This window comes from Bacteroides faecichinchillae JCM 17102 (assembly GCF_000614145.1).
Taxonomy (GTDB): Bacteria; Bacteroidota; Bacteroidia; order Bacteroidales; family Bacteroidaceae; genus Bacteroides; species Bacteroides faecichinchillae.
Window position 1 is genome coordinate 172,101 of record NZ_BAKK01000001.1, and the last position, 26,254, is coordinate 198,354.

15 protein-coding genes and 6 pseudogenes are annotated in these 26,254 nt (G+C 41.2%); 14 read left to right on the forward strand and 7 right to left on the reverse strand.

Annotated features, from left to right (window positions below; all coding sequences use genetic code 11):
- The first annotated feature begins 1 nt into the window (after position 1).
- Positions 2 to 1,153, forward strand: a complete 1,152-nt coding sequence (locus JCM17102_RS00705) for an MFS transporter (protein WP_025073584.1) — start codon at positions 2 to 4, stop codon at positions 1,151 to 1,153.
- Between the two features lie 168 nt (positions 1,154 to 1,321).
- Here the strand turns inward: JCM17102_RS00705 and JCM17102_RS00710 are convergent, their stop codons facing one another.
- Positions 1,322 to 3,538 (reverse strand): RelA/SpoT family protein, encoded by a 2,217-nt coding sequence (locus tag JCM17102_RS00710; protein ID WP_025073585.1) that lies wholly within the window; start codon positions 3,536 to 3,538, stop codon positions 1,322 to 1,324.
- Positions 3,539 to 3,645: 107 nt separating this feature from the next.
- Between JCM17102_RS00710 and JCM17102_RS00715 the strand changes: the two genes are divergently transcribed.
- From JCM17102_RS00715 to purT, 4 genes and pseudogenes are all read left to right on the forward strand, one after another.
- Positions 3,646 to 5,163: a DUF4301 family protein gene (locus JCM17102_RS00715; RefSeq protein WP_025073586.1), complete on the forward strand. Its 1,518-nt coding sequence runs from the start codon at positions 3,646 to 3,648 to the stop codon at positions 5,161 to 5,163.
- Between the two features lie 277 nt (positions 5,164 to 5,440).
- Positions 5,441 to 6,063: pseudogene (locus tag JCM17102_RS25585) on the forward strand (CatA-like O-acetyltransferase).
- 19 nt (positions 6,064 to 6,082) lie between these two features.
- A complete protein-coding gene (locus tag JCM17102_RS00725) occupies positions 6,083 to 7,423 on the forward strand; it encodes an acyloxyacyl hydrolase (protein WP_025073587.1) in 1,341 nt (446 codons plus the stop codon).
- A gap of 104 nt (positions 7,424 to 7,527) precedes the next feature.
- Positions 7,528 to 8,694, forward strand: coding sequence for a formate-dependent phosphoribosylglycinamide formyltransferase (gene purT, locus JCM17102_RS00730; RefSeq protein WP_025073588.1), 1,167 nt, complete (start codon positions 7,528 to 7,530; stop codon positions 8,692 to 8,694).
- Between the two features lie 160 nt (positions 8,695 to 8,854).
- Here the strand turns inward: purT and JCM17102_RS00735 are convergent, their stop codons facing one another.
- The 6 genes from JCM17102_RS00735 to JCM17102_RS00755 form a co-directional block, all read right to left on the reverse strand.
- Positions 8,855 to 10,027: a FimB/Mfa2 family fimbrial subunit gene (locus tag JCM17102_RS00735; RefSeq protein WP_051572661.1), complete on the reverse strand. Its 1,173-nt coding sequence runs from the start codon at positions 10,025 to 10,027 to the stop codon at positions 8,855 to 8,857.
- A gap of 18 nt (positions 10,028 to 10,045) precedes the next feature.
- Positions 10,046 to 11,731 (reverse strand): hypothetical protein, encoded by a 1,686-nt coding sequence (locus JCM17102_RS29360; RefSeq protein ID WP_206778282.1) that lies wholly within the window; start codon positions 11,729 to 11,731, stop codon positions 10,046 to 10,048.
- 44 nt (positions 11,732 to 11,775) lie between these two features.
- On the reverse strand, positions 11,776 to 14,295 hold the full coding sequence (locus tag JCM17102_RS29365) for a hypothetical protein (RefSeq protein ID WP_081800173.1): 2,520 nt from the start codon (positions 14,293 to 14,295) through the stop codon (positions 11,776 to 11,778).
- Positions 14,296 to 14,469: 174 nt separating this feature from the next.
- The gene (locus JCM17102_RS00745; protein ID WP_025073590.1) at positions 14,470 to 15,699 is read right to left on the reverse strand and encodes a hypothetical protein; all 1,230 of its coding nucleotides are present in this window, start codon (positions 15,697 to 15,699) and stop codon (positions 14,470 to 14,472) included.
- Between the two features lie 43 nt (positions 15,700 to 15,742).
- Positions 15,743 to 16,678: a hypothetical protein gene (locus JCM17102_RS00750; protein WP_051572663.1), complete on the reverse strand. Its 936-nt coding sequence runs from the start codon at positions 16,676 to 16,678 to the stop codon at positions 15,743 to 15,745.
- A 16-nt stretch (positions 16,679 to 16,694) separates the two neighbouring features.
- On the reverse strand, positions 16,695 to 17,231 hold the full coding sequence (locus JCM17102_RS00755) for a DUF3575 domain-containing protein (protein ID WP_025073592.1): 537 nt from the start codon (positions 17,229 to 17,231) through the stop codon (positions 16,695 to 16,697).
- A 1,382-nt stretch (positions 17,232 to 18,613) separates the two neighbouring features.
- Between JCM17102_RS00755 and atpD the strand changes: the two are divergent.
- From atpD to JCM17102_RS00800, 9 genes and pseudogenes are all read left to right on the forward strand, one after another.
- Positions 18,614 to 20,129: pseudogene (gene atpD / locus JCM17102_RS25595) on the forward strand (F0F1 ATP synthase subunit beta).
- Positions 20,130 to 20,208: 79 nt separating this feature from the next.
- Positions 20,209 to 20,456, forward strand: a pseudogene (gene atpC, locus JCM17102_RS29370) (ATP synthase F1 subunit epsilon).
- A gap of 181 nt (positions 20,457 to 20,637) precedes the next feature.
- On the forward strand, positions 20,638 to 21,072 hold the full coding sequence (locus tag JCM17102_RS00770) for a hypothetical protein (protein WP_025073594.1): 435 nt from the start codon (positions 20,638 to 20,640) through the stop codon (positions 21,070 to 21,072).
- Positions 21,056 to 22,233, forward strand: a pseudogene (gene atpB, locus JCM17102_RS25600) (F0F1 ATP synthase subunit A). The gene JCM17102_RS00770 and the pseudogene atpB overlap by 17 nt, the downstream one beginning before the upstream one ends.
- Positions 22,234 to 22,270: 37 nt before the next feature.
- Positions 22,271 to 22,528, forward strand: a complete 258-nt coding sequence (atpE, locus tag JCM17102_RS00780) for an ATP synthase F0 subunit C (RefSeq protein WP_025073595.1) — start codon at positions 22,271 to 22,273, stop codon at positions 22,526 to 22,528.
- A gap of 12 nt (positions 22,529 to 22,540) precedes the next feature.
- Complete coding sequence (gene atpF, locus JCM17102_RS00785; protein WP_025073596.1) at positions 22,541 to 23,044, forward strand: F0F1 ATP synthase subunit B; 504 nt, start codon at positions 22,541 to 22,543, stop codon at positions 23,042 to 23,044.
- A gap of 5 nt (positions 23,045 to 23,049) precedes the next feature.
- Positions 23,050 to 23,609 (forward strand): annotated as a pseudogene (locus JCM17102_RS25605) (F0F1 ATP synthase subunit delta).
- Positions 23,609 to 25,190, forward strand: a pseudogene (gene atpA / locus JCM17102_RS25610) (F0F1 ATP synthase subunit alpha). The pseudogenes JCM17102_RS25605 and atpA overlap by 1 nt, the downstream one beginning before the upstream one ends.
- A 101-nt stretch (positions 25,191 to 25,291) precedes the next feature.
- On the forward strand, positions 25,292 to 26,176 hold the full coding sequence (locus JCM17102_RS00800; RefSeq protein WP_025073597.1) for a F0F1 ATP synthase subunit gamma: 885 nt from the start codon (positions 25,292 to 25,294) through the stop codon (positions 26,174 to 26,176).
- Positions 26,177 to 26,254: the final 78 nt, after the last annotated feature.

Here is a 26,254-nt window from a genome sequence, read left to right on the forward strand (position 1 = left end):
TATGGCAATAAAATTATGGACAGCTCATTTTATGCGGATCTGTATAGCTAATTTGCTATTGTTTGTGTCAATGTACGTGTTATTTCCTGTACTTTCTATAGAAATGGCAGAACGTCTGGGAGTACCGCTGGCACAAACAGGAGTTATCTTTCTCTTTTTGACATTAGGAATGCTTCTGATTGGTCCGTTCCATGCCTATCTGGTAGATGCTTACAAGCGTAAATACGTGTGTATGTTCTCTTTTGCTGTAATGGTAGCAGCAACAGTAGGATATGCTTTTGTCACAAATATGACGGAGCTTATTATGCTGAGTATGGTGCAAGGAGTTGCCTTTGGGATGGCTACCACTGCTGGAATCACATTAGCTATTGATATTACCAGTTCCACTTTCCGCAGTGCTGGAAATGTCAGCTTTTCATGGATGGCACGACTGGGGACGATTATTGGAATTGCATTAGGAGTCTGGCTCAATCAAAACTATTCCTTTATCAATTTGCTTACTGTATCGGTTATTATTGGAATAGTAGGAATTTTGGTTATAGCAGGAGTGTACGTACCATTTCGTGCACCCATTGTTACAAAGTTGTATTCATTTGATCGATTCTTGTTGCTTCGCGGATGGGTTCCAGGTATCAATCTGATCCTTATAACTTTTGTTCCGGGGTTATTGATTTCATTGGCGCATCCTTTTTTAAATGATTCCATATTAAGGAATGTTGGAATCTCCTTGCCATTCTTTGCGGGTACGGGAGCAGGGTTTATAATATCTCTGTTGTTTGCTCGTCTGTTTTTCCTAAAAGAAAAAACCTTGCGGTTGGTAATCATTGGATTGGGATTGGAGGCTCTTACTTTTTCTTTGTTAGGTATAAAGGAGACAATTGGTATATCTTCAGTGCTGATGGGATTAGGACTAGGTTTTGTAATGCCGGAGTTTTTGGTTATATTCGTGAAGCTGTCTCACCATTGCCAACGAGGAACAGCGAATACTACGCATCTCTTGGCAAGTGAAATAGGAATTGCCTTAGGCATTGCTGTTTCTTGCAATATGAGTACAGATGAGATGCTTTTTATCGGGCAAATTGTTGCTGCAATAGCATTATTGTTCTTTATTTTAATTACTTATCCTTATTACAAAAAGATGAAAGTAAGATAGAATCAAGATATTAAGCATATAGAGGAAATGGTACGAATATAGTAGTGCCATCCTATTGTCACAGTTGTGCCACCATAGTGTCACTGCTGTGCCAATATGGAGTCACAACTGTGCCAACAAGGTGGCACAAATAATAGATATTAAGTTCTCAGATTTAACTCCTTAGATTTAGTTTCTACTTACTTGCTTTACTCCCTTTACGGTCCGTAATTTCTTGATAAGTGTTTCCAGACGTCCGGTGTCACTTACCATAACTGTGAGAGTTCCGGAAAACAGTCCGTCATTCGAATCAATACCGATCGAACGTAAACTGATACCATTTTCTTTGGAAATGATAGAAGTAATGTTAGTGACAATACCAATATCATCATGCCCCACAATACGTAATGTAATAGGATATTGCGTTCCTACCGATTTACCGGCCCAACGAGCTTTCACAATTCTGTATCCGAAACGTTCCCGCATTTGCGTTGCATTCGGGCAATCTGAACGGTGAATCTTAATACCTCCCGATACAGTCACAAATCCGAATACATCATCTCCGTAAATAGGATTACAGCATTTCGCCAATTTAAATTCAAGCCCTTTCAGATTCTGATCGATGACAAGTACATCTTCTTTTGAAGTCGTCTCTTCCTGAGCCGTTTGTAGGTTATAACCTTCGGCACTGCGGTAAACAATATCATCATGTGTATCATTATCCCTTTTCTGTTGTTCAATGTACTTATCAAGAATCTCATTAACATCCAGAGTCTCATCCGCTATCTGTTGATAGAACTCTGTCACATTTTTGAAACCTAACCGTTTGATAAGGCGCATCATAGTTGCCTCATCATATTCCATTTTTCGATTCTTGAACTTACGTTCCAATGTTTCTTTGGCAAAGTCGTGCTGGCGTGCTACCATCTCTTTAAGTGCCTGACGTATCTTGGTGCGTGCTTTGGAAGTAGTTACAATCGTCAGCCAACCTTGTTTGGGCGTTTGGGTATTTGAAGTCATGATCTCTACTTGATCACCACTATTTAACTTTTGCTTTAACTGAACATTTTTGCCGTTTACCTTTGCACCAATACACTTACATCCCAGTTTACTATGGATATGGAAAGCAAAATCGAGTACTGTAGCCCCTTTGGCAAGCTTGAATAAGTCACCTTTGGGTGTAAAAACAAAAACTTCGTCCTCGTAAAGATCCATTTTGAATTGGTCCATAACTTTCAGAGAGTCATTATCGGCATTCTCTAAAGCTTCTCTTACAGAAGTCAGCCATTCATCCAGACCGGTTTCACCCTTGATACCTTTGTATCTCCAGTGTGCAGCAAGTCCCCGTTCTGCAATCTCATCCATTCGGCGGGTACGGATTTGTACTTCTACCCATTTCCCTTCAGGTCCCATAACGGTGATATGCAATGATTCATAGCCATTACTTTTCGGAATAGAAAGCCAGTCACGCAGACGTTTCGGATTTGGTTGATACATATCCGTAACAATGGAATAAACTTGCCAACATTCCTGTTTCTCTTTTGCCGGATCCGGTTCTGAATCCAGAATAATACGAATAGCAAACAAGTCATAAATCCCCTCAAAAGGAGTCTTCTGCTTTTGAATTTTGTGCCAGATAGAATGAATTGATTTCGTTCTTCCTTTAATCTCAAAGTTCAGTCCTGCCGCTGAGACCTTCTTTTTGATCGGTTCGATGAAAGAAGCAATGTATCTATCACGTGAAGACTTCGTTTCATTCAGTTTTTCCTTGATGAAATAGTATGTATCCCGTTCCGTATATTTCAATGACAAATCCTCCAATTCAGATTTCAGCTTATACAGTCCGAGTTTATGGGCTAGGGGAGCGTACAGGTATGCTGCTTCATTGGCCACTTGGATACGGTCATTCTCATTTTTTGAATCTTTAATCTGACGCATGATATTCACACGATCCGCAATCATGATAAGAATCACGCGCATATCTTCTGCAAAAGAAAGGAGGAGATTACGGAAATTCTCTGATTCAATAGCCGGGCTTTTGGAATAAAGTTCGTTTGTTTTCACCAGCCCTTTGATGATACTTCCCACATCTTCTCCATATTCCGCATTGATCTCTTCTAACGTCAGAATATTGCTTTTTACAATTTCGTGAAGCATGATACTAATCAGGCACGAGCCTTTCATACCGATCTCTTCGGCTACAATGACTGCCGTTTGTAAATCTCTGATGATGGGATTCATCCCGAAGTTATTGCGTTGCAACCCGTTACATTGAGCCGCTTTGATAAGATGTTTTTTTAGTTTTTGGTAATCCCTCCAGAAAATACTATCTCCGGCAGATTGCAGCAATTGTCTATAGAGTGAAAAAAGCTCCTTTTTTTCCTCTGGTGTAAAAAAGTCGTTCATATTCAATCCTGTTAATTCGACGTAAAATTAGTTTTTTTATTGGTTAATCGGTAAGAAGTAAATAACATTTTGTATTTTTGGGCATCAATTAATAAAATTAGGTATTTATGATAACGACACAGGACAAAGAGTTGCTAGTCAAGAAAGGTATCACAGAAGCACAGATAGCCGAGCAACTGGCTTGCTTTCAGAAAGGTTTCCCGTTTTTGAAATTGGATGCAGCAGCTTCCATTGAGAAAGGTATACTGGCTCCCGACGCAGAAGAGCAGAAGAAATATTTGTCAGCCTGGGACGAATATAAGAATACAGATAAGATGATTGTGAAGTTTGTTCCAGCTTCGGGTGCGGCAAGCCGCATGTTCAAAAATCTTTTTGAGTTTTTGTCTGCTGACTATAACGAACCTACTACTAAGTTTGAACAAACTTTCTTTAACGATATTAAGAACTTTGCTTTTTACGATGATCTGAATGTAGCCTGTCAGCGTACAGCCGGAAAAGATATCCCCGCTTTACTGGAAGCTGGAGAGTATAAGCCAATTGTAACTGCTTTGCTTGATGTTTCCGGATTGAATTACGGTGCATTACCTAAAGGGCTGCTCAAATTTCATAAATATCCTGAAGGTGCACGTACACCGTTGGAAGAACACCTTGCCGAAGGGGCTATGTATGCAGCCGGAAAGAGCGGTAAGGTCAATGTGCACTTCACCGTATCTGCAGAACACCGCGAACTTTTCAAAATGTTGGTAGACGAGAAAGCTGAAGAATTTGCGAAACGTTACGGAGTGGATTATTACATTACTTTCTCCGAACAGAAACCCTCTACAGATACTATTGCTGCCGATATGGAAAACCAACCTTTTCGTGACAAAGACAAACTGTTGTTCCGTCCGGGGGGGCATGGTGCTTTGATTGAAAATCTTAACGATTTGGAGGCAGATATCATTTTCATTAAAAATATCGACAACGTTGTTCCCGATAAACTAAAAGCCGATACAGTGACTTACAAAAAGTTGATTGCCGGTGTTTTGGTTACTCTTCAAAAACAAACTTTCGAATATCTCGAATTACTCGAGAGTGGTAAATATACTCACGAACAGGTAGTGGAAATTCTTCAATTCCTGCAAAAGAAACTCTTCTGCAAGAATCCGGAAGTGAAGAACCTTGAAGATTCAGAACTGGCTATCTATCTGAAAGAAAAACTGAACCGTCCGATGCGTGTCTGTGGCATGGTGAAGAACGTAGGTGAACCGGGTGGTGGTCCGTTCCTTGCATATAACAGCGACGGTACAATCTCGCTTCAAATCCTTGAAAGTTCTCAAATTGATATGGATGATCCTCAGAAAAAGGAAATGTTTGAGAAGGGTACACACTTCAATCCGGTAGATCTGGTATGTGCTGTTCGTGATTATAAAGGACATAAATTTGATCTGGTGAAATATGTAGATAAAGCTACGGGATTTATTTCTTATAAATCAAAGAATGGAAAAGAGTTAAAAGCCCTTGAACTTCCCGGTTTGTGGAATGGTGCGATGAGCGATTGGAATACCGTATTTGTAGAAGTACCTCTTTCTACCTTTAATCCGGTAAAAACAGTCAATGATCTGTTACGCGAACAACATCAATAAAATGAATAATCAGGAGGGTAAGTACCCCCTGCTTAATTTGTTTTTTCAAGTTTTACAAGTTATATAAGCCATTGATAAACTGTAATATATAACTGTATATTAGCAAAAGTAACTGTTGTACTGAACTCCGTAAGGGATCTCTTTTCTTTAAATGCAGAGAGAAATCATTTGTAAGAGAAGAGATTCTTCGACAGGCTGAATGACATATAGAGCAACTTATGAAGCTTAAATTAGTTTATATTCAACGACATCAGCATATTAAAAAGAGTATTATAGGATGAATCAAATAGAAAAGATCATTGATATTTCGACTTGGAACAGAAGAGAACATTTTGAGCACTTCAGTGCTTTTGATGATCCCTTTTTCGGAGTGACCGTTCATGTTGATTGCACCCGTTCTTATCAAGAGGCTAAAAACAAGGGTGTTTCATTTTCCTTGTTAATTCTACATCGAATTATAACGGCTGCCTATAAAGTAGAGGAATTTCGTTATCGTATTGAAGGAGACCGGGTGGTGTGTTATGATAGCCTTGTGCCTGAAGCAACGGTAGGTCGTGCCGACCACACATTTTCTTTCGCTTCTTTTGAGTATGATGTGGATGAACAAATCTTTATACGTAAGGCTAAAGCTGAGATGGAGCGATTGCAACAGACTACCGGGCTCAATAAGGGCGGCACGTTTCATCCGAATGCTATTCATTATTCTGCTGTTCCTTGGCTTATTTTTACGGATATGAAGCATCCTACCAATATGCGTTCGGGAGATAGTGTTCCAAAAATATCCACCGGAAAGTACTTTCGGCAAGGAGAAAGACTGATGTTGCCAATATCTGTTACATGCCATCATGGTTGATGGATGGCTATCATGTTGCAAGATTTATTGAGATTCTCGATTTGTAAACTCTCAAGATTAAACTAGATGAGACACAAAATGTCAAGTTGGAAAGGCATTGCCCTTTGTTCTATACTTTGTTTTTTACCGGTGGCTGCTTTGTGGGGGAACGAAGTTCTTCACGATAGTTTGCCTGAATCTCCTGTACATCCAGAATCTTCTAATGTATGTTCGGAATCCTCTCATGATGGAAGCGGGCATTCTTTTGTATGTTGGGAACATTCGAAAGGTAAAAACTTTATCCATCGTTTGGGGATAGAAGCGCGTCCTTCGTATGTTATCCCGACCAATCCTTTCTTAGAAGGAGAAAATGAACGTTGGAAACCTATACAGAGTTCTATTGCCGCCCATTTGAAATACTCTTTCCAGTTTCGTTCCAATACTTGTGCCGATCGCATCTATGGAGGGGCCTATCAAGGTTTGGGAGTAGCTTACTATTCTTTCGGCGATAAGAAACAACTTGGAGATCCCATCACATTCTACTTGTTCCAGGGGGCGCGGATTGCACATATTACACCCAGACTTTCTCTTAATTATGAATGGAATTTCGGACTATCTACCGGCTGGCAACCTTATGATAATAATTATAACTTCTATAATGGAGCCGTCGGTTCCCGGATGAATGCCTACATTAATGCAGGTATCTATCTAAACTGGACGCTTTCCCGTTATTTCGATCTGAATATTGGAGGAGATTTTACTCATTTCTCTAACGGTAATACTAAATTTCCGAATGCCGGTATTAATACGACAGGAGCTAAAATCGGACTTGTTTATAACTTTAACAGAGAAGAAGCTGACCTTATCCAATCATTGCCGAAGCCATCTATAGCCAGATTCCCGCGTCACATTAGTTATGATTTGGTTTTGTTTGGTTCGTGGCGTCGGAAAGGAGTGTATCTGGACGATGATAGGCAAATCGCTTCTCCGGGTGTTTATCCGGTAGCCGGATTTAATTTTGCCCCGATGTATAATGTTAGTTATAAATTCCGTACGGGAGTATCTTTAGACGGAGTATATGATGGCAGTGCAAATGTATATACAAAAGATGTCATCGTGGAATATGGAAGTAGTGCTTCTCCTCGTCGATTTTATAAACCGGGAATTCATCAGCAGCTTGCTTTGGGCGTTTCGGGAAGATTTGAATATGTAATGCCATACTTTACAATTGGTATCGGTTTGGGTACTAATGTTCTTGGCAGAGGAGACTTGAGAGGACTATATCAGGTATTGGCTTTGAAGATAGCTATTACCCGTAGTTCTTTCCTTCATATTGGTTATAATCTTCAGGATTTCCAGACACCTAATTATCTAATGCTGGGATTGGGTTTCCGTTTCCATAATAAATATCCCAAAGTACGCCATTAAGGAGATTTGGCTGTATAGTAGTAAATGCTGTTTTTAATGGTAAAAGGAAATAATCTCATCGAAATATACTAATTTTGTAGCACTAATATAAAACACTCAAAATAATGAAGAAAATACTGTTACTCGGTTCCGGAGAACTAGGAAAAGAGTTTGTAATCTCTGCTCAACGTAAAGGGCAACACATCATTGCCTGTGATTCGTATGCCGGAGCACCTGCTATGCAGGTAGCTGACGAATGTGAGGTCTTTGACATGCTGAATGGCGAGGAGTTGGAACGTGTCGTGAAGAAACATCAGCCCGATATTATTGTACCGGAGATTGAAGCCATTCGCACAGAACGTCTGTATGATTTTGAAAAAGATGGCATTCAGGTTGTTCCTAGTGCTCGTGCCGTAAACTTTACCATGAACCGTAAAGCCATTCGTGACTTGGCTGCCAAAGAACTCGGACTGAAAACAGCTAAATATTTCTATGCTAAAACATTAGAAGAGCTGAAAGAAGCTGCAACAAAAGTTGGTTTTCCTTGTGTGGTTAAGCCCTTGATGTCATCTTCTGGCAAAGGACAATCATTGGTAAAGAGTGCTGACGAGCTTGAACATGCTTGGGAATACGGATGTAGTGGTAGTCGTGGTGATATCCGCGAATTGATTATTGAAGAGTTTATCAACTTTGATAGTGAAATTACTTTACTGACTGTTACTCAAAAGAACGGTCCTACCTTGTTCTGTCCCCCTATTGGACATGTACAGAAAGGCGGTGACTATCGTGAAAGCTTCCAACCTGCACACATTGATCCTGCACATTTGAAAGAAGCCGAAGAAATGGCGGAAAAAGTGACTCGTGCTTTGACAGGAGCTGGATTATGGGGAGTAGAATTCTTCCTGAGTCATGAAAACGGAGTTTATTTCTCTGAACTTTCTCCCCGTCCGCATGATACCGGTATGGTAACTTTGGCCGGAACACAGAATCTGAACGAATTTGAACTTCATCTGCGTGCTGTACTCGGACTTCCCATTCCGAACATTAAACAGGAACGTATTGGAGCAAGTGCAGTAATTCTGTCACCGATTGCTAGTCAGGAACGTCCTCAATATCGCGGATTAGAAGAAGTAACAAAAGAGGAAGATACTTATCTCCGTATATTCGGAAAACCATATACTCGTATAAATCGTCGTATGGGAGTAGTGCTTTGTTATGCTCCTTTAGATTCGGATTTGGATGTTTTGCGTGATAAAGCTAAGCGTATTGCTACGAAAGTAGAAGTTTATTAAGGACAGGTTTGCTGTTTTAAAAGATAAATCATCAAGCTTTGAGATCGGTTTTTTGATGAATATATATAGTGATTGCCCTGCTACTATTTTTGAGTGACAGGGCAATTTTTATTAAATACTTATAGATAATTGCTGGCTAAATACCAATAGTTTTGTTACTTTATTTTTCTCTCAGATCTTCCCAAGCTGACTTGTTATCCGCAGATATGGTGCTTCTTAATACAGTACCACCGAGATTGATTGGGAGCAGTTTAGACCCGACTCCATAGAACCTATTAGCTACAATCGGAAAATGGGAAGCACCGTCCGGATCGATGATACCTGTACCGCCTTCACCGGAAGAATTGGAATCGTCAGAATCCGATAAAGTGACGCGTATAGAGCGAAGTGCGTTTCCACTCGCATCTGTCAGTTCTACTTTTAATGTATAATTAGCACCGCCTGGAGTAGGGGAAGGAACCGGGAGTACATAGGAACCCTGGGATAAAACGGTGACTGGTAGAACTCCGGTGGGTACTGCTATATTTACCAATACATTACCTCCCGTAATAGTCAGCGGACTATTGATATAATCAGCAAAGACGGGAGTTTGGCTACGTTGCAGTAGTGGGACACTTTTGTTTTGTTGGGTATATAAAGTAATTCGAATAGCAGTAACTCTTGTTCCACCAATTTGTGTGGGAATGTTCGTAAACCATCCCATCACTCCGGCCACTCTTCGCCAAAGATCTACGTTACCTTGAATTGGAGTAGTACCTGGAGTGAGTACCGTAGACCCTGCAAAAAGTTCAGATTGACGCATTGAAGTCCATGTAGAGGCTTCAGTTCCTGCAAGAGTAGCGATCGCTCCCGATAATACAGTACTTCCTACCTGTATTGCATTGGGAAAGCCATAAGTACTACCGGACTTATCGTCCAATCCAACAGCCAGAAACGTATAAGGATTTCCTTTTACAAACCCTCCGTATTTCACATGATATTTCATAGTAGCAGTAACTGTTGGTGGATTATTACCGAAATAAGCGGACCAACCGATATCTTCGGAAGCTATACATGGTGCATTATCATTTGTTCCATTAAAGATATAAAGCCTAACAGAAGTTACGTGCTGCATATTATCCGAACCAGGCAAATTAGTTCGGGGCGATAATTCTCCGGCTACACTGAAAGAGAGAGTAACACCATCCGCATTTGATGAACCACCGGATATAAGTTCGTCAATAGACTCTTCCTGCTGACAAGAAGCCATTACTAACGCTGCGATAAGAAACCAACCATATCTACGTTTGATTATCTGTGTCTTGACTATAACTGTATTAAATAGAGTGATCATATTGTTTATTGGATTTAGTTATTTATTACTCTTTTCCAGATAGAAACGTCCTACATGAGTAGAAAGTATACCGACATCCAGTACCGTTTCTGACTGTGTCAATGGGGTGCGTACTCCTTTCTCTGTATCCACCAATGTCCAATGACTCCATGCATCTCCTCCGTCATGCGACAACTTCAATTGTACTCTTGCAGGATTGCTTAAACTGAATCCCAAAGGAATACGTTCTGCATCATTCAATTGCTGTATGTCTAGTGCTTTCTCATCTGCTATACTGAATAGAGCGATGACAGGTGGCATTTCGTTGTCTATCAAAAGTTCAGAATCTTCACTGGAACGATAACCTACTGTTGCTGACGGAGAAAGGCGCAGCAGACATTGAGAAGACGTATTGCCTATACTTGCTGTCAGGAGCAGAGCGGGACGTCCGGATGTTGAAGCACGTGAAGAACCTATGGCGCGTGTGCTTCTCAACATTCCAGACGAACCGGCAGCTTGTGTCAAAGCAGTTTCAGTGAATTTCACAAGCAAACTGATAGAGGCAGCATTTACTGTAACAAAGAAAGATTGCATAGGCGCAATGTATGCAAAATTACTTCCATTAGTCAGCAGTGTCCCGTCGGCTTTGATAACAGAGTTATTGCTATTTCCATCATATACTTTGACCGAGGTTACCAGAGGATTATCCGTCATAAACTGACTAATACGGATATGAGTCATAAACGGATTACCTACCAGAAATGTATTACCTGCAATCTTGTTAGTTACATTTACTGTAATAGGGAAGGAAGTAATTCCATTACTGTTCTCATGTATAAATCTTCCGGGCAGTGTTCGTGTAATACTCTCACTATAAGACGTACTCTGTCCTGAAGTATTGTAATATTTGAAACTCGTATGTACTTTCGGAAACCGGAAAGTAAGGGTGTTGCTTGCCACTGATTCCTTGCTTGCCAATAAAGAGAATCCCATTCCTATTGAATAATTTTGATTTAAAGCATTGAAAGGAGGTGTCCAGTTCGTTTTATCTGGTGTCACTGTGACTTGGGTAAGAGTTCCACCCTTAATCTTCTGTCCCGGTGCATCATGACTCCAGAGACGTTGGTAGATACGTGGACTAAATCGATTCTCAGGAGAAGATGTAGCATCTAATGTTGTAAAGTAATCATTGTTCTGCGTACCATTCATTGAGGCAGGAATAAAGATATCCCCAGTGAATGTATCTTTCAATGGAGCAGATAACATATAATAACGCCCAGCTTGCAATGCCAGTCCCACCCATGCTTGCGAATAGGTAAGATAGTGTGTATTTACTATCTCTGCATTCGGCTCGAAATGGAGATTATTACAATAATTCGAATCTCCATTCACCAGGACAGGGTAGAGTGTACAGTTGGAAGGAATAATGACATCTGTACACTTCCATGGACTTCCGTCACTCCAATTGGTCCATGTGTTCCAGTTTGTAGTAGCGGCATTTGTTTTCCAAGTAGTACGAGTCGGGTGAACCGTTGAGTGAATACCGTTATAATAGAGATTTGTTCCGGCTGCATCATAGATGGCTATATAGTAATCACCCGAAGGCATGTTAGGAATAGTAAATGCCTGGTTGGTGAGTATTACGGTTTGGTTCGTAACTTCATTATTTTTGGCAACGTTGTAGAGTCGTAACAGATAGTTATTCCCGTTTGCGCCTCCATTCACATTGATAACGATGGGAGAACCTTGACACAAATGATCCGTTACACTTATAAAGTCGATCGTTTCACCACTGCCATTTGTTTCAGCACAGTCGGGTATACCATCCCCATTACTATCCTGACGGGTATATACCCTGCTAGCTGAATTGTTTTCAGGGCATCTGCTACACCTGCAAAGGTAATGCGCACTTCGTCGAAAGGAATTGTAGTAGGAGTAGTCTCTACGTATTCCTTACCTCCACTTCCGATTACATTAAGTCCGAGTATACTGCCTGATCCGGTATTTCCCACTTCAATTCCGGCATTATATACAGAAAGAGTGATCCATGAAATCAGATCTACACCAGCTATTCCGGTAGGGTCTACTACAATGAAACCTACAGGTTGTTTTTGCTGTATTTTATTGAATTTTACGGCAACAGTAACTGCTCCAATCACATTTGTAGTAGTGATAGTGGAATAAGTATTCACGTCACCATCTAATAAGTTACCCAAGTCATTAAAAGAAGTACCTATCATGACTGCTCCGGTACTGCGTGTAGCAGCGTAGTTGATACTGGCTCCGTAAGTAGAAGGTGTCATCATCTGTAAACAGGCGTTAGCAGCATTTCCGCTATAACATCCTGCATTCGCATTTTCCCAGAAAGCATAATAAATTCGGAAAGCACTCAGATTGAGATTTAAGATACCACCAGTCCAAAGTTCGATAGAGTCGAATTCCTGGTTAGTAGTGATCCCGATACGTACTTTGCTTCCGTTGTCACCGATCAGTCCGGCAGAGATAGCATTATTATTATCCGCAGCACTTTCAAACACTTTCACACCGTTACGGTAAAGGCGTATGATCAGGAATTTCAATACGTTGGCACTAAGTAAACTCGTAGAAGTCTGGATGACAAAGCCGGTGCGTATTTGATTCTTTGCAGAATTGACAGGTTTGTCGGTAGCTGTCTTGATACCGACAATGGAGGTATTGGCAGCAATGCTGGCTACATTATTATAAGTAATAAAGTTATCCGGATTATTGTCTATCAGATTGTTTTTCCCGGTGAAGTTTGTTCCTTCACCTACACAAAGTAGACATCCACCGCCTGAAGGGGCATAGACGGAAGCACCGTTACTGTTTAGAGTGATCATATTGTTGCAAACAGACGTATCACCGACCGGATTGGCATTGCGGGTGATGACAGCAGTTTGTGTATAGATAGTGCCATCCGTACTGGTATATGTTCCGGTGACATTGTAGTTACCATTGGCAGTCATACCTGTAATCTTATTGTTGCTGATGACAGGTGTAGTTCCGGCAGGAGAAGAAGTAATAACATAATTCACGCTTCCGGCTGTAGGTGTTTTCAGTTGGTAAGAGTTGCTGGTAGTAGTGGCATTTCCCAATGAGAAAAAACTAGTTGCATCCACTGTGGTTGCTTCACGAACATAGGTATAGTTAATAACAGTAGCTCCTAACTCAACGTGTAATCCGCTGAATTGTATTTTAACTTGAGTACATGGTTTAGTTAATACCATACTGATTTGGCTACTTCCTCCATTGATTGCTGAAACTCCTAATATATTGTTGATAGTCACTTGTTCTTGCTGTACATTACTAGCATTATATGTGGTTAAAGTAGTGTTACTAAGTAAAGAAAGATTAAGTAGATTAAAACCGGTCAGATTGAAGCCGACTTCTGCACCTACTGGAATTACTTGTTGGAAATTGATCGTAGCCAATGCTCCTGTCAAACTCAGTGGGAGACCATCCGTTAAGTTAGAATTTATAAGTTGTTCGGGGGTGAGATATAGAGCTGTAGTCCATCCCAGACCGGTATGGACTGACACACTGTTTGTAAAATAAGGATTTGTGGTGATGGCTGGTTGTATAGGATTATCTCCAACAAAAGCATAATATAACTTTAAAGCGTTCAATACAGTAGCTGAAACTCCGTACATACCTATTTTTATCTCATCGAAAGGTTTGGTTAGGTTAGTAGTAATAGAGATAGCTTGCTTGCCTCCGTTATTGGCGGCACTGATTAAGTTTAATTGGAGAGTTGATACTGCTTCGGTATCGCTTCCCTTCATCTCCTGTTCTACACCTTTCAGGTAAGTCTTCAGGTAAAACCCTTTCAGTACGTCGAGAGTGAGTAGTGATGTATTGTCTAACAAATAGACAAATCCTGCACTTTGTCCTCCAGCATAAGTACGGTTCACATCGCGTACCGAAGCTATTTGGTTACCTATCAGATTAGCAGTTACTACTCCGTTGAATGAGGCAGAATTGGTCAGATCGGCATCGAGTATATTAGCGATACCTTGGTTAGCGGTAAGAGCTTCTACCAATGCGTTCGACATATCGTCCACGATACGTCCTTCACCTACCAAAGGTACTCTTCGGCTGGCAATCCACGTTTTACCTCCATCAGCGGATGTGAGGGCGGATGTAGCGGTAGAAGTAACTGTAATAGCTCTCGTTTGTGTGTTATCTTCGGGAGCAGATATGATTTCTCCATCCTGGCAAGCAGAAAGACATAAGAGGAAGGCGCAGGTTAGATAGATATGTTTTGTTCTCATTGTAGGAAGTTTTTTAAAGTAGAGACAAAGGGTGAGTTAGAAAGAAATCACCACGAATTACACAGTTAAACACAGACGAAAATACTAAACCTTTGATTATCAATATTGATAATCTGAAAAAACCTGCGTAATTTGTGGTGAAGTCATTTTATATAAGAACCCTCTTTTAGCTTGCTATTCTATTCCAAGATTATAAATTGTATCCCAAGCATCATTGACAGTTACAGTAATAACAGTTTCCTGTGACAAGTTGATAGGATTATCATCATCTCCGGTTGTTCCAGGACCTGGAGTGCCACCATCAGTAGAGCTGGCTTTGTATTTTTGACCTAGAGAGTAGAAGTAGTTGCGTTGAACGTCATATTCTTTGGTACCTACTCCGAGAGCATTGTTCACTACATCCCATGATTTTAGAACTGCACCAGTTACGTCTTCCAGTTGAACGATGAAAGTCGGGCTGCCTGCTACTTTGGCAAATGGTACAAGGAATCTACCGGTAAGAACACTGTTTTCTACAGTAACAGGAGAAGTACCAGCTGGTATTATAAAGTTTTTGGTAAGATCTCCGGCAACGGCCAATGTTTGAGAGGTATAGTCAGTAATATAGGTAACTAGATTGACTTCCAAAACTTTGGTTTTAGCAACTGTACCACTGGTACCGTTCATTGTCAGCGTACTAGGGAAGGTAAGAGCCGAGGAAGAAGAAGGAGCATATACGCGGACAAATGCTACAAGTGTAGGAACTCCTGCTGCATTAGGATTCGGATATAAGATAGGTATATTCTTGAAGTATCCCAACAATCCTGCTACATGACGGTGGAGTTCAACTTCCACACTGGTTCCTGTTTGAATATTTCCGTTTGATACTGTGAAAGTAGCTTTTCCGGCAAACAGTTCAGCTTCAGTCGTTAGTGGTGTCACTACCGGGGTAGCTGTAAAAGCATCGTTTCCATTGCCTCCACCGCTGATTGTATAGTCTGCAACGTTGTTATAACCATAAGCAACAACAGTATATATACCGTCTGGTGACAACTTATTCAGTTTTACCGTCTGGCTTGCTTTGTGTGACGGGTTTGGATTATCACCAGGAACAGCAGAATCTGACGGACCAGCTGTCCAAACCACAGGGTTCTGTGTACCTGTAGACAAGGCAGTGCTTGTAACATCTGTTCCAGCTTCATTGTAGATATACAATTGAACAGCAGTTACATTGTTGGCAGCCTCAGAACTGTTTACCGGACGAGAGCCACGAACCCCCATTCCGCCACCGCCACTATTGATTGATAAGACGATTTCTGGACCTGCTTCTCCTGAACCGGACCCTTCTAGAGGTACTGTGTCATCATTACTACATGCTGCCAACATCATCATACCAACAGCTGATAAAAACAAATAATTTTTCATTTCAGTTAAGTTTTAGAATTAAACAAATTGTAAAAAAGCTATATTAATCAATATCCAGGTTATAAATCAATTCCCAAGTATCGTTGTTGAGTACATAGATATTGAAGTCTTCTTTTTCTTCATCATACACATATCTCAGACTGGTCAGTTCATTACGTTTCATGGTAATCTTCACATCCTTGGGGGTGAGGGCTGGAATGGTCTGATCTGTTTCGTCATAAAGATTCAGATGCACGTTGGCTTGATGCTCTCCAGTTGAAGGAGCTAGAATAGTAGATAAAATGATATCTGGAGCTGTATCCCAGGAATCCTGTTTTCGAACGGTAATCGGATTTATATATTTAAATTGATGAGTTACTCGTTCGTATATTTGATTCACACTGTAGTCAGCGTAACGTACTGTAGACGGCAAATTAATGATTTGCATCAACAGCTTTCCGGTAGCACGTTCCAAAGCTACATTGTAACGTGTGTTTTGTATATCATATACCAGTGTGTCATGGACCAGATATACATCATACCCTTCCATCTGATTGTTGTGCAGAATGTTGGTAAGAGACTGGTCAGTTAGCGAAGTATTATCGGTTAGTCCTCCCCATACAGTCAGAACATATTTGCCGAATGGCAAGCATTGGCAGAAAGTAATAGAATGGGTTGGATTGTTATCCGTCACATTAAAAACTCCTTGTTCTTCTATAATCTCTCCCGTAACTTCGTTACGTAATGAATAGTATAGGGTAGGAACATATTTACGGAAGATAAGAGATTCACTCTTGGGGGATTCCAGTGACACATTGTCTACGTTGAAGTAGTTTTTATCTTTTACAGAAATGTCCACTTGTAAGGGAGGACAAGATTGTAAGTCATCTCTGATACAAGATGAGATGAAGGGCAAAAAAGAAAGAATCAGGAGACATTGAATGCTTCTTATGACGGAGTGACGCACGAATAATTCGCAGGATGATATAACATTTTTCATGGCAGTCAGTGTGTGGTTAGAAAATAAAATAAGTCAATGTGAGGGCTACTTTGGTAGGACCGAAATAGTTTTTATGCTTCTTTTCATAGCATTTCGCACAAGGAATTCGTTCGCTTTCCTTATACCACAAGTGAGCGTAACCTATACCGATGGCTGCTTCAAGGTTCCAGTGTGGAGATAGAATCCAGTCATATCCGTAGGTGAAACCTCCTCCTGCAAGGTATCCGTCATACCTTTTCGAACTAAATCCTCCATAGTATTGTGCACCATGAAGATGTAGTCCAATGAAATGTCCGTTGAACTTTTCGCATGTCCAGTATTTGATTTCCGGTTGCACTAACCAGAAATGCATCTTTTTGTCATCCTTGAAAGTCCAGGGATTATAGGCTCCGGCAAGTTCAAGTGTCAATTTTTTATCTAAGGAGAATTCAACTCCGAGATTTGGAATTGTTGCCAGCCAGTAGAGTGCATTTGTTTTAAGACCTACATTCTGAGCTGTCAGAAAATGAAATACTCCGATAGTGGAGATTAGTAACAGCAAGATTCGTTTCATGATTGCTGGTTTAGTTTGTTGATTTTGACTCAGAACGAAAGCTGATCTTTATTTGTTCGCTAAAAATGGAACTTTCTTCAAAAATGAGTCAAAATTCGCAAATCCCTTCTGAATCAGTCCTTTTTTCAGGTTTTATTTCTTACTATCAACTGTCACTTTACTCCTCTTTTGATAACTACTTTTTATATCTGTTTGTTAGTAAATTATCGTTTATTCTTTAATATATGATTTTAAATAAATCACTTTAAGAAATTATGTTTGACAGTACTTTCTCTTAGATTCATATATAGATAATATCATTAAACTATTTGTTTAATATTTTGCCTGTTCTTTAATGGGGTTGCAGGATTTTGATATTTGTATTGTTGTCCGTAAGTGATATTTTGAGTAGTAAGATTATGTTGCGACGTTGTTTTCATAACTTTTATGATAGCATAAAGTTCTTCTTCAATACAGTCCGGTTTGAAATAGGTCGATATAGGTTTGCGCTGAAATGTGTCTAGGAATATATTCTTTAATTCCACTTTGTTTGTTGGAGAAGACGCATAAAGTTGACAGTTGATAGTGACAGTAACGTAAAAACTTGTTTTTGAAATATGAATGATGATTCAATGTGTTGATAAACAGTGCATAAACTTTTTGTGGTACATACAAGAGAATTACTGTCACTTTTTATTTTTACAGTCATTCTTGAAATTAGATATATAATTTTCTGTTGAGAAAATAATTTATATACATTACCTCTTCTTATAGGTATTGTCAGTTTATGCTGACTTCCTTTTTGCAAAGAATAGGAAGAATCTTCAGCAATACGTTCCAATGTTTGTTAGCAGATAGGGTAAGAGTGGGGATATACTTTGGATATATGTGCGATAAGATAGGTTAAAAGAACATTTCAACTACTCTTTGCATGAACAAAAGAGAAAAGTGCTCAATAAGCCTTTTGTGCTCGGATACAAAATTAGTTGCCTGTGTTACTATTATTTCTACGACTAACTGATTTAACATGATCTGTTCTGAAAAAAACTAAATACATATTTGTAGTTTTGTCTATTGTTTTAGTAGATAAATAGGGATTTTACTTTACAATTGTAATGTGTATATGCTATTTTTGGCTATTTTGTAGCATTTGTTGGGCTAATAATTGTTATTGAAGGACAATTTTTGAAAAAGAGAGAACAACGATTGAATTTTGTTTCTACATTTGTGCAGTTGTTGGTTTAACTATTTTCTTAAGAAAGAAAACGGATAAATTGAACAAAAGCCATTTTCGGCTGTTTATTATTATAGTAAAACAGGTAAAACGCGAAACGCATCACTTGTCACACTATACTTCAAAAATAGTAAAACAGGAAAGAATAATATAAATAATAAGATTGCTTATGTCACAGATTATCGGACATATCTCTCAGGTCATCGGACCGGTGTCGATGTGTACTTTGAAGGTACGGATGCAGAGCTAATGTTGCCAAGCATTCACGACGCATTGGAGATAAAGAGGCCCAACGGCAAAATACTGGTTGTAGAAGTTCAGCAACACATCGGTGAAAATACAGTACGCACTGTGGCAATGGACAGTACCGACGGACTCCAAAGAGGTATGAAGGTACATCCTACGGGAGGACCGATCACCATGCCGATAGGCGAACAAATCAAAGGACGGCTGATGAATGTTGTTGGCGACTCTATCGATGGTATGAAAGATTTAAGTCGCAAAGGTGCATATTCTATTCACCGCGATCCACCTAAATTTGAAGATTTGACTACTGTACAGGAAGTACTTTTTACAGGTATCAAGGTGATCGACTTGCTCGAACCGTATGCCAAAGGTGGTAAGATCGGTTTGTTTGGTGGTGCAGGAGTAGGAAAAACCGTATTGATCCAAGAACTTATCAATAATATTGCCAAGAAACATAACGGATTCTCTGTTTTCGCAGGAGTAGGTGAGCGTACACGTGAAGGTAACGACTTGCTTCGTGAGATGATTGAGTCTGGCGTTATCCGCTATGGTGAAGCATTTAGAGAGGGAATGGAAAAAGGTGACTGGGATCTCTCAAAAGTAGATTATAACGAATTGGAGAAATCACAGGTATCACTGGTGTTCGGTCAGATGAACGAACCTCCGGGTGCACGTGCTTCGGTAGCATTGTCGGGACTGACAGTAGCGGAGTCTTTCCGCGACGCGGGAACTGAAGGCGAGAAGCGTGATATTCTGTTCTTCATAGATAATATTTTCCGTTTCACACAGGCAGGGTCGGAGGTTTCGGCTTTGTTGGGGCGTATGCTTCCGCCGTTGGTTATCAACCTACACTGGCTACGGAAATGGGTGCTATGCAGGAACGTATCACTTCTACACGAAAAGGTTCTATCACTTCCGTACAGGCTGTTTATGTACCTGCTGACGACTTAACTGACCCGGCTCCGGCAACTACTTTCAGCCACTTGGACGCAACGACCGTACTCGACCGTAAAATCACTGAACTTGGTATTTATCCGGCTGTAGATCCGTTGGCATCTACCTCTCGTATCCTCGATCCGCACATTGTCGGTCAGGAGCATTACGACATAGCCCAGCGTGTGAAACAGATTCTTCAGCGCAACAAAGAATTGCAGGATATCATCTCCATCCTCGGTATGGAAGAACTTTCCGATGAAGATAAGATGGTAGTGAATCGTGCCCGTCGTGTGCAACGTTTCCTTTCGCAGCCGTTTGCTGTTGCCGAACAGTTTACAGGAGTTCCTGGCGTAATGGTGTCTATCGAAGATACCATCAAAGGTTTCCGGATGATTCTGGACGGTGAAGTGGACAACCTGCCCGAACAGGCATTCCTGAATGTAGGAACCATTGAGGAAGCGATAGAGAAAGGTAAGAAGATACTTGAGCAAGCGAAGAAGTAATTAAAATGTAGCTACGGACAACACGTTTCCTGTTAATCCGGTTCGTGTAGTCTGTGACTGCCTAAATAAAAAAGATATGTTGAAGAAACTGCATTTGAGTATAGTGTCGCCCGAAAAGAGCATATTCGACGGAGATGTGAGTATTGTCACATTGCCGGGAACGGTCGGTTCGTTTTCTATTTTACCGGGGCATGCGCTATCGTCTCGTCGTTACAGGCGGGGACGTTAAGTTATACCTTGGAGGAAGGCGGAGAAGAGCACACATTTGACATTCAGGGTGGTTTTGTGGAGATGAGCGATAATACGGTTTCGGTTTGTATTTCGTAAAAGGAGAAAAAACGGTAGGAGAATGCTTTATTTTGAAGAGATGGCTCTTATAATGACCGATTTCTTATAATGAAAGGTTACATCATAGGATTGAAAAAAACGAGATGGTAAATAGTATAGGAACATTAATTAATACTGCTTATATAGCTTCTATAGCTTATAAAGCGAAAAACACAATGGCATGATGAACATTAGTAAGACTAAACGGAATTTTATAGCCTCTCTCACTTTGTTTACCGTACTTAGTGGAGGGATTGGAGTACTAATTTTGCATAAAGCTTTACCGGGACATTATTTCGGAGGTTATCCGTTTATACCGGTTTACTTTTATTTTTTTGGTTTGTTCTCTATTTATATGTTCGATGCATGCCGGCGTCACGCTCCGCAGAAATTGGTGTTACTGTATCTGGCAATGAAGGTGATGAAAATAATTCTTTCGGTGATACTGCTATTGATTTACTGTATCGTGGTACACCAGGAAGCGAAAGCCTTTCTGCTAACGTTTATCTCGTTCTACCTGTTGTATCTGATATACGAAACATGGTTCTTCTTCTCATTTGAGGTAAACCTGAAACGGAAAAAGAAAAATAAAAAAGAAAATGAAACAGTTGTGTAACATAATAGCTCCGTTGATTCTGTTCTGCCTGATGACGGCAGGAATGTCCGCTTTTGCACAGGTACAGTCCGGTGTAGCTCCACAAGAGCAAACTGAGGCAGTTTCACAGGTACAGTCGGGAACAGCTCCGCAAACCCAAAGTGAAGTGACTTTACAAGAGCAGAAGGAAAATACGGTCGATGTGAAAGGAATCGTATTCGGACATATCGGAGACTCTTACGAATGGCATATTACAACGTGGGGTAAAACGCAGATAATAATACCGTTACCTATCATCGTTTATAGTGAAGCTTCAGGTTGGCATACCTTCCTTTCTTCCCGTCTTGAAGAGAACGGAGGTACTTACGAGGGACTTTCCATTGCTCCTGCAGGAAGTAAATATGAAGGTAAATTGGTAGAGTATAATGCAGCCGGCGACGAGGTCCGTCCATGGGATATTTCCATTACGAAGGTAACGTTTGCACTGTTGTTCAACAGTTTCCTGCTGCTGGTCATCATATTGTGTGTAGCACACTGGTACCGCAAGCGTCCACGCGGATCACTTGCACCGGGCGGTTTCATCGGATTTATGGAAATGTTTATCATGATGGTGAACGACGATATCATCAAGAGTTGTGTGGGTCCCAACTATCGCAAGTTTGCCCCTTATCTGCTGACAGCGTTTTTCTTCATCTTCGTCAACAATATAATGGGATTGATTCCCTTCTTTCCCGGAGGCGCGAATGTGACAGGAAACATTGCTATCACAATGGTACTTGCTGTTTGCACATTCCTGATGGTCAATATCTTCGGTACGAAACATTACTGGAAAGATATCTTCTGGCCGGATGTGCCTGGTGGTTGAAAGTGCCTGTTCCGATGATGCCGTTCATCGAGTTTTTCGGTATCTTTACGAAACCGTTCGCCCTGATGATCCGTCTTTTTGCCAATATGCTGGCAGGACACATGGCCATGCTGGTACTTACCTGCCTGATCTTTATTTCGGCAAGCATGGGTCCTGCGCTGAACGGCACACTGACTGTAGCTTCCGTACTGTTCAACATCTTTATGAATGCACTCGAACTGTTGGTAGCTTTCATCCAGGCGTATGTATTTACAATGCTTTCGGCGGTATTCATCGGGCTTGCTCAGGAAGGTGCGAAAGTGAAAGAGAATAAATAATAAACGAGAAAAATAAACCATTTTAAAACAGAAAATTATGTTATTATCAGTATTGTTACAAGCAACTGCAGCAGCAGTAGGAGTAAGTAAGTTAGGTGCAGCTATCGGTGCAGGTCTTGCAGTAATCGGAGCTGGTTTGGGTATTGGTAGAATTGGTGGTTCGGCGATGGAAGCTATTGCTCGTCAGCCGGAAGCGTCGGGAGACATCCGTATGAACATGATTATCGCGGCGGCTCTGATCGAAGGTGTAGCTTTGCTGGCTGTAGTAGTTTGTCTGTTGGTATTCTTCCTTTAAAAAATACAACAAATGTCATTACTATTACCCGATAGTGGCCTGTTGTTCTGGATGGTTGTCGCATTCGGGATCGTGTTTGTGATATTGGCCAAATACGGCTTCCCCATCATTATCAAGATGGTGGAAGACCGTAAAACCTATATCGACCAGTCCTTAGAGGTGGCAAGGGAAGCCAATGCGCAGTTGTCTAAATTCAAAGAGGAAGGCGACGCTTTGGTAGCTGCCGCCAACAAGGAACAGGGACGCATCTTGAAGGAGGCAATGGAAGAACGTGACAAGATTATTCACGAGGCCCGTAAACAAGCTGAGAAAGCCGCTCAAAAGGAGTTAGAGTTGGTGAAAGAACAAATCCAGATAGAGAAAGAAGAAGCTATCCGCGACATTCGTAAGCAGGTAGCGATCCTTTCGGTCGATATTGCCGAGAAAGTACTCCGCAAAAACCTCGATGACAAAGAGGAACAAATGGGCATGATAGACCGTATGCTGGATGAAGTATTAACCAGGAATAAGAACTAAGTAAGATGGATGTCGGAATACTTTCAATGCGATATGCCAAGGCTATGATTGAATACGCACAGGAAAAAGGCGTTGAGGACAGGGTCTATCAGGAGTTTGTCACGCTGTCGTACTGTTTCACGAAACAGCCGGCATTGCGCGAGGCGCTTGACAATCCCATTATCCCGTTCGAAGAGAAAATATTGTTGATCTGTACGGCTGCCGATGGAGATGGTGAATCAAGCAGTGAGTTCGTCCGCTTCATCACAATGGTATTGAAAAACAGGCGTGAAGGTTATTTGCAGTTTATCACTCTGATGTATATGGATCTGTACAGGAAACTGAAGCATATCGGAACAGGTAAACTTATAACGGCTGTCCCTGTAAACAAAGAGACGGAGCACCGTATCCGTTCTACTGCAGCGCATATATTGCATTCAAAAATGGAACTGGAAACGGTAGTAGACCCGACAATCGAAGGTGGATTTATCTTCGATATCAATGATTACCGGTTGGACGCTAGCATGCTACGCAGTTGAAACGAGTGAAACAACAGTTTATAGATAAGAATAGGAGAATTGTATAATGGCTGATAATATAAAAGTAAGCGAAGTATCCGAAATATTGCGCAAGCAGCTCGAAGGAATCAACACCAGTGTGCAGCTTGATGAAATAGGCACAGTGCTACAGGTGAGCGACGGCGTGGTGCGTATCTACGGACTTCGGAACGCTGAAGCGAATGAATTGCTGGAATTTGATAACGGTATCAAAGCAATCGTGATGAACCTCGAAGAGGATAATGTAGGTGCTGTGTTACTTGGTCCTACCGACCGTATCAAAGAAGGATTTATTGTGAAACGTACCAAGCATATTGCCTCTATTCGTGTGGGTGAGGGAATGTTGGGACGTGTCATTGATCCGTTGGGCGAACCGCTCGACGGCAAAGGATGATAGGCGGCGAGCTCTACGAAATGCCGTTGGAACGTAAAGCACCCGGAGTAATTTACCGTCAGCCCGTAAACCAGCCGTTGCAAACGGGATTGAAAGCGGTGGATGCATGATTCCTATCGGTCGCGGACAGCGTGAGTTGATTATTGGCGACCGTCAGACGGGAAAGACTTCCATTGCTATTGATACGATTATCAATCAGCGTAATAACTTTCTGGCAGGTGATCCTGTATATTGTATTTATGTTGCTATTGGTCAGAAAGGTTCTACGGTAGCTTCTATCGTGAATACGCTTCGCGAATATGGAGCGATGGATTATACCGTTGTCGTAGCTGCTACGGCAGGTGATCCGGCTGCTTTGCAGTATTATGCCCCGTTTGCGGGTGCTGCTATCGGAGAGTATTTCCGCGATACCGGCCGACATGCATTGGTGATTTATGATGACCTTTCCAAGCAGGCTGTTGCTTATCGCGAAGTGTCATTGATCCTTCGCCGTCCGTCCGGCCGTGAAGCTTATCCGGGGGATATCTTTTATCTGCATTCCCGTCTGTTGGAACGTGCAGCAAAGATTATCAACCAAGAGGAAGTGGCACGTGAAATGAACGACTTGCCTGAGACTCTGAAAGGAACTGTGAAAGGAGGTGGTTCGCTGACTGCTTTGCCTATCATCGAAACACAAGCAGGTGACGTTTCTGCTTATATCCCGACTAATGTGATCTCTATCACCGACGGACAGATATTTCTCGAAACGGATCTATTTAATCAGGGCGTGCGCCCAGCTATCAACGTCGGTATCTCTGTATCTCGTGTGGGGGGTAATGCACAGATCAAGGCAATGAAGAAAGTAGCGGGAACGTTAAAAATAGACCAGGCACAGTATCGTGAATTGGAAGCTTTCTCCAAGTTCAGCAGTGACATGGATCCTATTACGGCATTGACTATCGACAAGGGACGTAAAAACTCTCAGTTGCTGATTCAGCCTCAATACAGTCCGATGCCTGTAGAACAGCAGATTGCTATCCTTTATTGTGGTACACATGGATTACTTCACAGCGTACCTTTGGATAAGGTGCAGGACTTTGAAAGCAGTTTTATCGAATCTTTACAGCTGAATCATCAGGAAGATGTGCTGGATGTTCTGAAAACAGGAGTGATCAACGACGATGTGACGAATGCGATTGAAGAAACCGCTGCTATGGTTGCGAAACAATTCTTATAAATAAAATAAAGGATTAAGAATGAAAAATTTGCTACATTGTTTTTAAGACTTTTGGTCTGCTTGGTAATTCTTCATTCATTATTTTTAATTAATAAATAATTATGGCTTCACTGAAAGAGGTAAAAACTAGAATAAATTCGGTACAGAGTACTCGGAAAATCACTTCAGCAATGAAGATGGTTGCTTCTGCCAAGTTGCATAAAGCGCAAGCAGTTATCGAGAATATGTTGCCTTATCAGAAGAAGTTGAACAAAATTCTGACTAACTTCCTGAGTGCTGACCTTCCGGTGGAATCACCTTATGTGAAGAAGCGTGAGGTGAAGCGTGTTGCAATCGTTGTTTTTTCTTCGAATACTTCTCTTTGCGGTGCTTTCAATGCGAATGTTATCAAGATGTTGATGCAGACAATAGGTGAGTTTCGTACGTTGGGACAGGATAATATTCTAATATTTCCGGTAGGAAAGAAGGTCGAGGAAGCAGCAAAACGGATGGGGCTTTCTACACAGGAAACGCCTCGTATGCTCTCTGACAAACCATCGTATCAGGACGCTGCTGATCTGGCACATCATTTGATGGAAATGTACGTGTCGGGGGAGGTGGATCGTGTAGAACTGATCTATCATCATTTCAAATCGATGGGGGTGCAGATCCTGTTACGAGAAACGTATCTGCCTATTGACCTTACTCATGCGGTAGATCAAGAGGAACAGAAGGAAGTGGAACATGTGATTGTAAACGACTATATTATTGAACCGTCTGCTGAACAATTGATTGCTGGCCTGATTCCGACAGTGTTGAACCAAAAGATTTTTACTGCTGCTATGGATTCTAATGCCTCGGAACATGCTGCCCGTACACTTGCTATGCAGGTCGCTACGGACAATGCTAATGATCTGATACAGGATTTGACGAAGCAGTATAATAAGTCTCGCCAACAGGCTATTACAAATGAACTGCTCGATATTGTGGGAGGTTCTATGAAATAGATTCATTAGGTGCTATTCCGAATAAGGGCTTGGACTGCTGCTTATTGTATCTAGCACTTATTCATTAAAAATAAAGTG

Bases quoted from the DNA above. Each gene is read 5' to 3' on its own strand.
- purT (WP_025073588.1), top strand. From the start codon at position 7,528: ATGAAGAAAATACTGTTACTCGGTTCCGGAGAACTAGGAAAAGAGTTT.
- JCM17102_RS00755 (WP_025073592.1), bottom strand. From the start codon at position 17,231: ATGAAACGAATCTTGCTGTTACTAATCTCCACTATCGGAGTATTTCAT.
- atpF (WP_025073596.1), top strand. From the start codon at position 22,541: ATGTCATTACTATTACCCGATAGTGGCCTGTTGTTCTGGATGGTTGTC.
- JCM17102_RS29365 (WP_081800173.1), bottom strand. From the start codon at position 14,295: ATGAGAACAAAACATATCTATCTAACCTGCGCCTTCCTCTTATGTCTT.
- JCM17102_RS00705 (WP_025073584.1), top strand. From the start codon at position 2: ATGGCAATAAAATTATGGACAGCTCATTTTATGCGGATCTGTATAGCT.
- JCM17102_RS00745 (WP_025073590.1), bottom strand. From the start codon at position 15,699: ATGAAAAATTATTTGTTTTTATCAGCTGTTGGTATGATGATGTTGGCA.
- atpE (WP_025073595.1), top strand. From the start codon at position 22,271: ATGTTATTATCAGTATTGTTACAAGCAACTGCAGCAGCAGTAGGAGTA.
- JCM17102_RS00800 (WP_025073597.1), top strand. From the start codon at position 25,292: ATGGCTTCACTGAAAGAGGTAAAAACTAGAATAAATTCGGTACAGAGT.
- JCM17102_RS00715 (WP_025073586.1), top strand. From the start codon at position 3,646: ATGATAACGACACAGGACAAAGAGTTGCTAGTCAAGAAAGGTATCACA.
- JCM17102_RS00735 (WP_051572661.1), bottom strand. From the start codon at position 10,027: ATGATCACTCTATTTAATACAGTTATAGTCAAGACACAGATAATCAAA.
- JCM17102_RS00710 (WP_025073585.1), bottom strand. From the start codon at position 3,538: ATGAACGACTTTTTTACACCAGAGGAAAAAAAGGAGCTTTTTTCACTC.
- JCM17102_RS00750 (WP_051572663.1), bottom strand. From the start codon at position 16,678: ATGAAAAATGTTATATCATCCTGCGAATTATTCGTGCGTCACTCCGTC.
- JCM17102_RS00725 (WP_025073587.1), top strand. From the start codon at position 6,083: ATGAGACACAAAATGTCAAGTTGGAAAGGCATTGCCCTTTGTTCTATA.
- JCM17102_RS00770 (WP_025073594.1), top strand. From the start codon at position 20,638: ATGATGAACATTAGTAAGACTAAACGGAATTTTATAGCCTCTCTCACT.